Origin of the sequence: Oligella urethralis DSM 7531 (genome assembly GCF_000372065.1) — a bacterium.
Taxonomy (GTDB): Bacteria; Pseudomonadota; Gammaproteobacteria; order Burkholderiales; family Burkholderiaceae_B; genus Oligella; species Oligella urethralis.
On sequence record NZ_AQVB01000010.1, the window covers coordinates 73692 to 84536 of the forward strand.

Genomic DNA, 10845 nt, shown 5'->3' on the forward strand with positions numbered 1-10845 from the left:
TATATAGCTTTTTGCTATATTTGAACAATCAGGAATAACCCTTGATAGGATAAAAATAAGCGTAAAAATAATAGGATAGCTGGTGTTTATTAGGGGGGGGTAGGGGTGCAACCAGGGTGTTGGGCGAGCCTCTAAAATAGCACCTGAGCAACCGCCTTAGGCTCTCAACGCACGCTAGGCCGTTGGTACTAGCAGTCAAAGCCTCGCAAGTCGTGGTTTAAGCAATTCTTAACTGCGCAAACTCTTTTTTCACCACGGCAGCAATGCTTTGCGCAACCACCCAGGAGGATTTAGGATTACTCGGTGCAGGGGTATTGCTGAGTTGCAGACGCATTTCGCCATATTCACTGCGGATCAAAATATGGTGTTGATTTTCTTGAATGTGAGGATCGACCACTACCCGCACCTGTGTTTGCTCCATGCCAATCCCGGCCAAGGCGAGGGTGGCGGCAACATTAAGATTTTGTGGGTAGCGTTTAGCGGCTTCAGCGGCCGAACCCTCAAACAGCGTTAAAGGCTCCTGCACCGATGCCGGTGCAATGCCTAATGCTACAAGCTCTGGCAACCACGCAGCCACCGGTTTATGTGATTCGTAAATAACCTGTAGCGCTGTTGCTCCTTGAATGGATTGGAGATAGTCTAAACCGGCAATGGCGCCAGCCGGCAGGAGAATACGGCGCTGAAACTGCTGCGCCACTTTAAGTAGCTCGGCGTACAAATCCGTATCGGCCAAGGCGCCAATGGAGCTGATTAACACATCGGCGCCGGCACTTAAACAGGCAGGCACATATTGGGCCACCGCTGCCTGTCCCGCTGCTTCAATCACTAAGTCTGGCTTAAATGACCAAAGCCGTGCCGGCTCCTGCGTAACCTCGGCTGTCGTGGGTAGGCTTGCTAAGTCGGCATCACTGAGTGCTGAGCGCGTATGTACTAAGATGGCAATGTGATGCGTGTCTATCAATGCCTGCAATGCCTTTAAGACATCCTTGGCAATGGCGCCGTAGCCAATCACAGCAATACGTTTCATCATGACTTAATTAAATCCTCTAGCAATGCGACTACGACCGTCTCTCCCGCTCAATAGCAGGACTTAAAGTGAGCCGAACTGATCCTGTAAATAGTTAATAATATCTTGCGACTCGTACATCCACTGTACCGTGCCATCCTCATGCTCAATGCGTAAGCAAGGCACGGTGCGTTTACCGCCACCACTAATTAATGCTTGCTCGGCTTGCGGATCCTTATTCACATCATGCGTTTGTATCGCTAAATTCAACTTATGCATTTCACGGCGTACCTTAATGCAAAAAGGGCAGCCGTGAAACTGGTATAAGCTCATCTTGGCGGTGCGTGCATTAACCTCTACCTGCGCTTCTGCGCTGCGTTGTCGTGGTGTAGGTCGCGTCAGTTGGTCGACGCTGGCAAGGATACACCCTAAGCCGTTTCTAAGTGCTTTGGCTAACATGCGCTTTCTCCTGAATGCATTAATCAATCACACGCCCTGGATTCAGGGTGTTGTGCGGGTTAAGTAGTTTACGGATGAGCGACATTAACAGTAGCTCTTCACCGCTACGGCTATGGTGCAAAAATGGCTTTTTAATCACCCCAATACCATGTTCCGCAGTGACACTGCCATGATATTTTTCAACGATTTCATAGACTAATTGCTCAACCGGAATATAGTCCTCCTCACGCATTTTACCCGTGGTAAGGTGTAAGTTACCGTCGCCCAAGTGGCCGAATAACTGACACTCTATCTGTGGGTAGGCAGCAGCAATAGCAGCCTCCGCCTCCTCGATAAACTTAGGCATATCTCGCAATGGGATGCCAATATCAAAGGCTACGTAGGGGGCACGCGCACGCATGGCCTCCGCAGCCGCATCACGTAATACCCATAGCGCTTTAGCCTGGGTCATATTTTGCGGAATAATGGCGTCATCAGCTAGGCCTGCTTCAATCGCGTGCTCTAAAAAGCGCTGGAATTTTTCTTCTAATTGCTCGTCATCAGCGCCTTCAATTTCAATTAAGATGTAATGCGCATAAGCGCCCTCAAAAGGTATCTCAGATTGTGTGACCTCGGCCGCGACCGAGATGTAGTTTTTCCACATAAGCTCAAAGCTAGAAAGCTCAGGCAGTTGAGCACGGGCGGCCTTTAATAAGTCCGTGACTTGCGTAAAACTGTCAGTGGCTAGGAGGGCGGAGTAGCGTCGTTGCGGTTTTGGAAAGAGTCGTAACATGACCTTGGTGATAATACCGTAGCGACCCTCTGTGCCGATAAAGAGGTGCTTTAAGTCTAAGCCTGTGTTATTTTTGATCAGGCGTCGCAACATATTGAGTACGGTACCATCAGGTAGCACGACCTCAATCCCCATCACTAAGTCACGTGTGGTGCCGTAGCGTAGCACGCGATTACCACCCGCATTGGTGCTAACATTGCCACCGATACGGCAGCTGCCACGTGCACCCAGATCCAGTGGGAAGTACCAGTCTTTGGCCTCAACCAATTGGCATAGCTCCTCTAACACCATACCGGCCTCAACGCAGAGGGTGCCGCCAACCTCGTCGAACTCCACTACTTGATTCATTTGTCCCATATTGATGATGACTTCATCATCTTGCACCGTGGCGCCGCCGGCTAGACCGGTGAGGCCACCTTGCACCACTGCCTTAATGCCATACTCGGTGCAGGCGCGCATAATGGCGGCCACCTGCTCAGTGCTTTTAGGGCGAAATACAGCCAAGGGCTTGCCCGGCTTGATATCGGTAAAATCCGTTAAAAATTGGGTGTATAAACTTTCATCCTTAATCGGTTGTAGGGCTGCGGTTGCTTGTAGGAATTGTTCCTGTGCTGTCATGGATGCGCTCCTTAAAAAAATAGCGATGCGGGTATTTTACTCGCTCTAGCTTATAAATTAAACGCTATGCCGCTTCAACAAGAGCAGCATAACAAAGCTTTTTTACTATTGTACGTCAATTGATCTACATCAAGTGTTAGCGCTAATTTTTCTTAAAAAGCCCCAAAACTAGATGATTTCATCTAGTGAGGGTAAGAACTTCCGATAGGCAAAAAAATAGCCGACTCCTAGAATAAGCATATAAACAAAAGGAGTTAAAAATGAATACTCACGTCAACTGTAAACACCAAGTCGAAAAGTCGCGTCGTAGCTTTTTAAAGGGGATACCCGTGGTGACGGCGGGTGCCGTGGCAATGCCTAAGGTGGCAACCGCCTCCACCCCCGATGATGCGAGCAAATACTGGGCCATGTTAATCGATGTGCGTCGTTGCATCGGTTGCCAAGCCTGTACCATGACCTGTATTCAGGAAAATGCCGTGCCTGAGGGTAACTTCAGAACCATTGTTTCCTCCTACAGCGTCAAAATGTCGGATGATCCGACAGAACAACAGGCCGGCTCCTACGTTTTGCCGCGACTCTGTAATCATTGCGATAAGCCACCTTGCGTGCCAGTTTGTCCGGTCGGTGCAACCTATAAGCGTAAAGACGGTATTGTGGTGGTCGACAGCGACCGCTGTGTGGCCTGTGCCTACTGTGTACAAGCCTGTCCATACGATGCGCGCTTTATTAATCCCGTAACGCATAAAGCCGATAAATGCACCTTCTGTTTGCACCGTGTTGAAGCGGGCTTGTTACCTGGTTGCGTTGAAACCTGTGTGGGCGGCGCCCGTATCTTTGGTGATTTAAACGATCCTGAGAGTGAAATTCGCCAACGTATGGAAGAGCATAAGTCCGAACTGAAAGTGCTTAAGCCTGAAATGGCAACCGAGCCGCGCGTTTACTACATTGGCTTAGACGATCGCTTTACCGACAAAATCGAGGGTGATAGCACCCTATGGAAGCCACGTAATCGTGGTGAAGCGGCTAAGGCTTAGGGCGTAGGAGAGAATCATGGAAGCACAAATTATTGAAACCTTAAACATCACCCACAAAGTGGGTTGGTTACCGTGGGCAGTGCAGTACTTCTTTTTAATTGGTATTTGCTATTGCTCATTCTTACTATCCCTACCGGGGGTTGTATTTAAAAAGCCTCAGTGGAAGGTGGCGTCTAACTATGCCCTGATTGTTATGCTCACCTGTGGCTTAATTGCACCCGTTGCGCTATTGGCTGACTTACACCAGCCGGGACGCTTTATGAACTTCTATTTGCATTTCCAAAAAACGTCATGGATGTCGTGGGGTTCGATTTTCTTGGTGTTCTATGTGGCGTGGATGGTAATTTACGGCTTTTTAGCCTTGCAGCCCCTACTCAAAGAATCCGCTGCAGCAAATCACCGTTACGCTAAATTGGCTGCTTGGGTGACGCTTAAAAAGCAGCCTAAGACGACGTGGCTTAAGGTAGCTGCCTTATTTGCTTTTATTGGCGCCATGTTAGTGATGGTGTATACCGGGATGGAGGTCGCAGTGATTAAATCACGCCCGATGTGGAATAACTTTGCGGTACCGGTGCAGTTTGTCTTAACCGCCATGGCGGGTGCTGCGGGTGCTGCCTTAATCCTAAATTTTTTTACTGCCAATCGCGGCGATAAAGCGGTGATGAATCCTTTGGTAAAGGTGATTTTCTGGGCCCAATTAGCGATGGTGGTGGTAGGCGGTATTTGGTTGCTCTTAGGCTTTAGCGGTCTAAGCCCGAAAATTGCTCAGGCCATGAGCTTAATTACCTTTATTAATCATTGGGAGCTATTTACCATCGTTGGCGTGCTGATTGTGTTTGCCACCTTATTAATGGCTTGGCGCTTCCCTGGTAATGGCTTGTTATTAGGCTTATTGACGGTGATTACGGTATGGATGTTCCGCTGGACCGTGTTTATGGGTGGTCAGGAAATTCCTAAAACCGGTGCTGGTTCTTATAGCTACACCCTACCGTGGGGTCCAGATGGTTTATTAGGGATTGTTGGCACCTTAGGTTTATGTGTCTTTGTGTATATCGTCTTAACTTCCCTCGTGCCTTTAAGACAGTTGGAATTAGAAGAGAATTAATCTAGGAGTACTATCATGAAATTAAAGCGTAGAGAAATGATTGCAGCCGGTGGTCTGGCGGCCGGTGCGCTGGGTTTTTCACAAACTCTTAGTCGTATGGCTCATGGGATGCTGGCAAAAAAAGATCCCAAAGAGGATAAGTTAAACGGTTATTCGCACGAGCCGGAGTATCGTGTGAATAAAGAGACTGGTGAGATCACACTGAATCCGAAGCAGCAGGTTAGTTACACCACTTGCTTAGGCTGTACCACCATCTGTGGTGTGCGTGTGCGCATTGATAAGGAAACAGGTCGTGTGTTACGAGTGGGCGGTAACCCTTTCCATCCATTGGCAGCGGCTAATCACTTACCCTATGAAACCTCGGTTAAAGACAGCTTTATCGCTACCTCACAGCATCAGGAGTTAGGGCAACGAAATCGTGCCACGCTTTGCGGTCGTGGTAATGCGGTAAAAGAGCACCATAGCTCGCCATTCCGTGTATTGCAACCCCTCAAGCGTGTGGGTCCACGTAACTCAGGTAAATGGGAGCCCATCTCCTTTGAGCAATTAATTCGTGAAGTGGCCGATGGCGGTGATTTGTTTGGTGAAGGTCATGTCAAAGGCTTTAAAGAATTACGCGATTTAAAAACGCCGATCAAAGCAGAGGCCCCAGAATTTGGTCCCATTGCGAATAAAGTGGGGGTTATCACCTCGGTCAACGATGGTCGTGAGGCCTTAATACGTCGCTTCTGGAACCAGTCATTCGGTACGCAAAACTTTGTGCGTCACGGTGCTTGGTGTGGTGGCTCTTGGCGTTCGGGTTCGGGTGCAGTGTTCGGGGATCACCGAGCCATGCCGCACGCTAAGCCGGATATGGAAAATGCGGAGTTTGTTATCTTTATTGGTACCGCGCCGGGTGCAACCGGTAACCCATTCCGTCGCACGGGTGAGTTAATTGCCAAAGCACGTACGGACGGTAAAATGGATTACGTCATCATTGACCCCGTGCTGAGTAATGCCGATAACCGCGCCGCCGGTGACCGTTCTAACTGGGTGCCAATTATCCCAGGTACGGATAGTGCCTTATTGATGGCGATGATGCGTTGGATTTTTGAAAATGACCGTCATAACAAGGACTATTTATCTTGTGCTAACCCTGAATATGCTGAGTCGCGTGGTTTTCCATCGTACTGTAGCGCCGCTTGGTTAGTGATTCAGGAGCCGAGCCATCCGCGTTACGGTAAGTATTTACGCGGTTCCGATATTGGCGTAGAGATTGAGGAAGAAAAGCGCTACGGTGATGATGACCCATATATTGTGCTCAATGAGCATAATGAATTTGAGTCGGCGATTAATCTAATGAGCCCAGCGCAATTAGAAGCGCCAGAGGGTTTATTATTAAACGGCAAAGATATCAAGCTAAAAACTGCCTTACAGCTACTCAAAGAATCCGCTATGCGCCAGACCATTGAGGAGGCGTCAGCCTATTGTGGTATTCCAGTACCAGTGATTGAAGGCTTGGCTGATGAGTTTACCTCACACGGCACCAATGCCAGTATTGTGGCGCACGGTGGCATGATGTCAGGTAATGGCTTCTACAATGCCTTTGCGGTGGTGACCTTAAATACGCTCATTGGTAACCTTAATACCAAGGGTGGTTTTGTGATGGGCGGTGGCGGCTTCCGTGATGCAAGTGCCGGTCCTCGTTATAACTTAGTTGATTTTGAGGGCAAGGTGCAGCCACGCGGTATTCCTATTGGTCGTAATGTACCGTTTGAGCGTACCAGCGAGTTTAAACGTCGTAAGGAAGCGGGTGAGCCTCTCTATCCGGCACCAACCCAGTGGTACCCTAATGCGCCGGGTTTAGGTACGGAGTGGTTTGCTTCCATTGCCAATGACTATCCATACAAATTGGATGCCTTGATCCTTTGGATGTGTAACCCGGTGTACGGTATTGCTGGTCTCAAGAAAAAGTTTGAAGAGCAGTTACTCGATCCGAAGAAAATTCCGTTGATTGTCTCAATCGATCCATTTATTAATGAGACAAACTGCTATGCCGACTACATTGTGCCGGATAGCTTGCTGTATGAAAGCTGGGGTTGGGTCTCGCCGTGGAACGGTGTGCCTACAAAAACCATGGCAGCACGTTGGCCTGTGGTCGAAGCCGCCGCAGCCAAAACACCGAGTGGTCAGCCGATTGCGGTGGAGAGCTTCCATATTGAGCTAGCTAAGTACATGGGCTTACCGGGCTTTGGTAAGGAGGGTTTAAAGGACGCTGATGGTAATCCGGTACCCTTAGAAACGGCTGAGGACTGGTACTTCCGTGGCGGGGCCAATATTGCGTATGCCGGCGGCAAGCCAGTGCCTGATGCGACTGATGAAGACTTGCTTTTCTCCGGCGTAGAGCGTATGCGCGCAGATTTAGAAAGCCGTTTAAAGCCAGAAGAGTGGCGTAAAATTGCTTATCTCTACACCCGCGGTGGACGCTTTGAAAATGCCGATCAAGCGCAGGATAAAAACAACCCTGAGTGGCAAAAGCATCGCTTTAGCAATGTACTGTGGATTTGGAATGAGAATGTCGGCAGCTCCAGAAACTACCTTAACGGCGAGCATAACTGGGGCACGGCACAGTTCCGTGAGCCGCACTTCTCTAACGGTACACCGATGCGTGAGATTTATAGCGAAGAGGATTGGCCATTATTATTGGTGAGCTTTAAATCGCAGTTGCTAAGTCCGTATACCATCGGTACCTCCTTGACGATTTTAAAGCCGGATAATCCGATGATTATTCACCCGGATGATGCCAAGCGCTTTGGTTTAACCACCGGTCAAGTGGCCAAGGTCTCAACTCCAGGCGGAGCGGTTGAAGGTACGATTATTGTGTACCCAGGCGTGATGCGCGGTTGTGTGGGCATTGAGCATGGTTTCGGTCACACTGAGTTGGGCGGTCGTGCGCACCAAATCGGTGATCACACCTGGCCTGATGCACCCTTTATTCGTGCTGGGGTCAATATTAACGATATTGGCTTAACCGATCCGACCCGCAACCATGAAAATATCTGGGTTGATAGTGTGTCCGGTGCGGTCGTGCGTAATGGCTTACCTGCCAAGGTGGAGCCTATCGCAGGCTAAGAGGATGCGGCAAGGAGGGTTACTCAAGGACCCTTAACAATAAGCTTGAGCTAGCAGCATGATGGCTCCCCCGCATCTTCTGCTAGGATGACCGACCAACTTCGTGTTAGTAAGTTGGTCGGTTATTTTTTGTGTGTTCGAGAGCGTAATGGCTTTGCTAAATTAATCCAAAAAATCGCAATAGGGTTAAGCTGACGGCCATGGTTGGCATGGCGGCGACTGTGGTGATGCCAATGATATTGGCAGCGGCAACGTCATTAGCTCCCATTGCTTTGGCCATAACATAGCTAGCGGCAGCGGCGGGAGAAGCGGTCATCAGTAGCATCACACCGAGCTCCATGCTACTCAAAGCAAAGACTAAGCCGACAATCACGGCTACGATGGGGGCGACAATTAAGCGACCCACACTAGACCACATGGCAATATCGCTTGCGCTGAAGATTTTTCTAAAATCTAGCGTTGCGCCCGCACAAATTAAGGCTAGGGGTAAGGCCAGACTCGACACATAACCGCCGGCTTCGGCAATGAGTGAAGGGATGGGCACATGCAGCCATTTACAAGCGAGCGACAATAGGATCCCGATAATTAATGGATTAGTGACGATTTGGCGAGCCATTAATAAGGGGTTGAATTTTTTGTTGCCAGTGGCTTTGCTGAGCGTAATCACGGCAAGCACATTAAGTAATAGCGTGAGTACACCACCAAAAAGAGCGGCAATGGCAACACCGTTAGCGCCGTAGGCACTACTAACAAATGCTAAGCCAATAATCATCATATTGGCTCTAAATACACCCTGTACAAACACGCCATGATCGCGAGGCGCTTTAACCAGGCGACGTGCCACCAGCTCCGCACCTAGAAAGAGGCTCATGATCGTAACCACACCGGCTAGGATCAAATTAAGGTTTTCCAATAAGTCGGTATCGCTGCGATAAATACTAAAAAAGAGTAGTGCGGGCAGGGAATAATTAAACACGATTTTTGATGCTTGATCACAAAAGCGCTGATCAATTTGGTCGGAACGCCGTAAATACCAACCCAACACCAATAATAAAATACTAGGTAGCGTGACGCCCACCGAGAAGAGCATCGCATCTAAAAACGATCCCGTCATAACACCGCCAAAGAAAAAATTAAAACATCATTTGAAACGTGAGCGATTTTGCGCACTTGCTCATTCTATCAGGCAACAATAAGCGACTAGCGGCGGCTTGTTGAAGGTAACAATTTAACACTAGGATATACTAGTGGTATTTTGATTGGAAAGAGAGAGTTCGATGATTATAAGTTTTAGTCGTTTTGTTCAAAAAACCTTTGCCCTGTGGGTTTTAATTTTTGCTGCGATTGCCTTTATAAATCCTACGCTATTTCGCTTCGTAGGACCCTATATTGCCTTGATTTTGGGGGTGATCATGTTCGGTATGGGCGTTACCATGACGGTTGATGATTTTAAAGGTGTTCTAAAGCAGCCGAAGTCTGTTCTGATAGCGACGGTAGCTCAGTACACCATCATGCCCTTATTAGCTTATGGGCTGTGCATTCTATTTCAACTACCGGCAGAAATAGCGGTTGGGGTGATTCTGGTGGGATGTTGCCCCGGGGGTACCTCGTCTAATGTGATGACTTATCTGGCACGTGGTAATACCGCTTTATCCGTCAGTACGACCGCAGTGTCTACCGTGCTATCCCCGCTCTTGACGCCAGCGATATTCTTTTTGCTCGCAAGCGAATGGCTTGATATTAACGCAGTCGCTATGTTTAAAAGCATTTTACAAATTGTGCTGGTACCCATCGTCTTAGGTTTGATTGTGCGCTCTGTGTTGGGTAAAAAGGCCGCCTCCTATGGTGAGGTGATGCCTTTAGTGTCCGTCATCGGTATTGTGCTGATTGTCGCTTTTGTGGTGGGTGCCTCCAAAGATCGCATTATCGAATCGGGGCTGCTAATCTTTGCAGTGGTTGTTTTGCATAATGGCTTGGGTTATTTGATCGGCTTTATCGCAGCGAAAGTCTGCCGCCTAAATTATGCCGATCAGAAAGCGGTCTCGATTGAGGTTGGTATGCAAAACTCAGGCCTGGGTGTTGCTTTGGCGGGGGTGCATTTTGCGGCGAGTCCAGTAACGGCGGTGCCAAGTGCTATCTTTAGTTTTTGGCACAATATTTCAGGGCCTTTATTGGCAACCTATTGGGCTGGTAAAGGCAGTGCAGCAGACACTACGCCGAGCACCAAGTAATTGATACAAAACTGGGCGCCAAGTGCGCCCAGTGATCTTTAGGTAAAAAAATCGTTTTTTATCTTGTTTATCAACAATTGCCGTAAGACCCCTTCCTTTAGGTGGGTGATGTAAGGCAAGTATTTTTTAGTTTAGGATTTTTTACTCGTGAAAACCCTCAAGTTACGAATTCGAGATAAGCACGCTAAGGCACTGGACGAATTAAGTCGTTCGGTGAATTTCGTGTGGAATTACGTGAATGACTTGAGTTACACGCATTTGCAGCGCACGGGTAAGTTCTTTTCGGCTTATGATTTAAGCGAGTACACCAAAGGCAGTGGTGAGTTTTTAAACTTACACAGTCAAACGATTCAGGCGGTGAATGAAACGTATGCAAAGAGTCGTAAGCAATTTCGTACAGCGAAGTTAGCATGGCGTACTAATCATCCAAAGGCAAAACGTAAATCGCTTGGTTGGATTCCGTTTAAGAAGTCGGCCATTAAGCACGTGGCTTCCCGTCAGATGGGATT

General features: G+C 48.5%; 8 protein-coding genes and 1 pseudogene. 5 read left to right on the plus strand and 4 right to left on the minus strand.

Going from position 1 to position 10845, the window contains the following annotated elements; genetic code table 11:
• Nucleotides 1–217: 217 nt before the first annotated feature.
• The 3 genes from A3GA_RS0107155 to A3GA_RS0107165 are packed head-to-tail and all read right to left on the minus strand — an operon-like array spanning nt 218 to nt 2855.
• Complete coding sequence (locus tag A3GA_RS0107155) at nt 218–1030, minus strand: aspartate dehydrogenase (RefSeq protein WP_018026714.1); 813 nt, start codon at nt 1028–1030, stop codon at nt 218–220.
• Nucleotides 1031–1090: 60 nt separating this feature from the next.
• Complete coding sequence (locus A3GA_RS0107160) at nt 1091–1465, minus strand: glutaredoxin family protein (RefSeq protein WP_018026715.1); 375 nt, start codon at nt 1463–1465, stop codon at nt 1091–1093.
• 19 nt (nt 1466–1484) lie between these two features.
• A complete protein-coding gene (locus A3GA_RS0107165; protein WP_018026716.1) occupies nt 1485–2855 on the minus strand; it encodes an FAD-binding oxidoreductase in 1371 nt (456 codons plus the stop codon).
• 260 nt (nt 2856–3115) lie between these two features.
• On the opposite strand from A3GA_RS0107165, the gene dsrO reads away from it, so the two are divergent.
• The 3 genes from dsrO to A3GA_RS0107180 are packed head-to-tail and all read left to right on the plus strand — an operon-like array spanning nt 3116 to nt 8105.
• The gene (gene dsrO / locus A3GA_RS0107170) at nt 3116–3889 is read left to right on the plus strand and encodes a sulfate reduction electron transfer complex DsrMKJOP subunit DsrO (protein WP_018026717.1); all 774 of its coding nucleotides are present in this window, start codon (nt 3116–3118) and stop codon (nt 3887–3889) included.
• A gap of 16 nt (nt 3890–3905) precedes the next feature.
• Nucleotides 3906–4994: an NrfD/PsrC family molybdoenzyme membrane anchor subunit gene (gene nrfD, locus A3GA_RS0107175; RefSeq protein ID WP_018026718.1), complete on the plus strand. Its 1089-nt coding sequence runs from the start codon at nt 3906–3908 to the stop codon at nt 4992–4994.
• Nucleotides 4995–5009: 15 nt separating this feature from the next.
• Entirely contained in the window at nt 5010–8105 is a 3096-nt protein-coding gene (locus tag A3GA_RS0107180) for a molybdopterin-dependent oxidoreductase (protein ID WP_018026719.1), read from the plus strand.
• Nucleotides 8106–8262: 157 nt separating this feature from the next.
• On the opposite strand, the gene A3GA_RS0107185 is transcribed toward A3GA_RS0107180, so the two are convergent.
• The gene (locus tag A3GA_RS0107185; RefSeq protein WP_018026720.1) at nt 8263–9219 is read right to left on the minus strand and encodes an AEC family transporter; all 957 of its coding nucleotides are present in this window, start codon (nt 9217–9219) and stop codon (nt 8263–8265) included.
• A gap of 163 nt (nt 9220–9382) precedes the next feature.
• On the opposite strand from A3GA_RS0107185, the gene A3GA_RS0107190 reads away from it, so the two are divergent.
• Nucleotides 9383–10336, plus strand: a complete 954-nt coding sequence (locus tag A3GA_RS0107190) for a bile acid:sodium symporter family protein (RefSeq protein ID WP_018026721.1) — start codon at nt 9383–9385, stop codon at nt 10334–10336.
• A gap of 147 nt (nt 10337–10483) precedes the next feature.
• Nucleotides 10484–10845, plus strand: a pseudogene (locus tag A3GA_RS0107195) (RNA-guided endonuclease InsQ/TnpB family protein); the annotation flags it as partial.

Bases quoted from the DNA above. Each gene is read 5' to 3' on its own strand.
- A3GA_RS0107155 (WP_018026714.1), bottom strand. From the start codon at position 1,030: ATGATGAAACGTATTGCTGTGATTGGCTACGGCGCCATTGCCAAGGAT.
- A3GA_RS0107160 (WP_018026715.1), bottom strand. From the start codon at position 1,465: ATGTTAGCCAAAGCACTTAGAAACGGCTTAGGGTGTATCCTTGCCAGC.
- A3GA_RS0107165 (WP_018026716.1), bottom strand. From the start codon at position 2,855: ATGACAGCACAGGAACAATTCCTACAAGCAACCGCAGCCCTACAACCG.
- dsrO (WP_018026717.1), top strand. From the start codon at position 3,116: ATGAATACTCACGTCAACTGTAAACACCAAGTCGAAAAGTCGCGTCGT.
- nrfD (WP_018026718.1), top strand. From the start codon at position 3,906: ATGGAAGCACAAATTATTGAAACCTTAAACATCACCCACAAAGTGGGT.
- A3GA_RS0107180 (WP_018026719.1), top strand. From the start codon at position 5,010: ATGAAATTAAAGCGTAGAGAAATGATTGCAGCCGGTGGTCTGGCGGCC.
- A3GA_RS0107185 (WP_018026720.1), bottom strand. From the start codon at position 9,219: ATGACGGGATCGTTTTTAGATGCGATGCTCTTCTCGGTGGGCGTCACG.
- A3GA_RS0107190 (WP_018026721.1), top strand. From the start codon at position 9,383: ATGATTATAAGTTTTAGTCGTTTTGTTCAAAAAACCTTTGCCCTGTGG.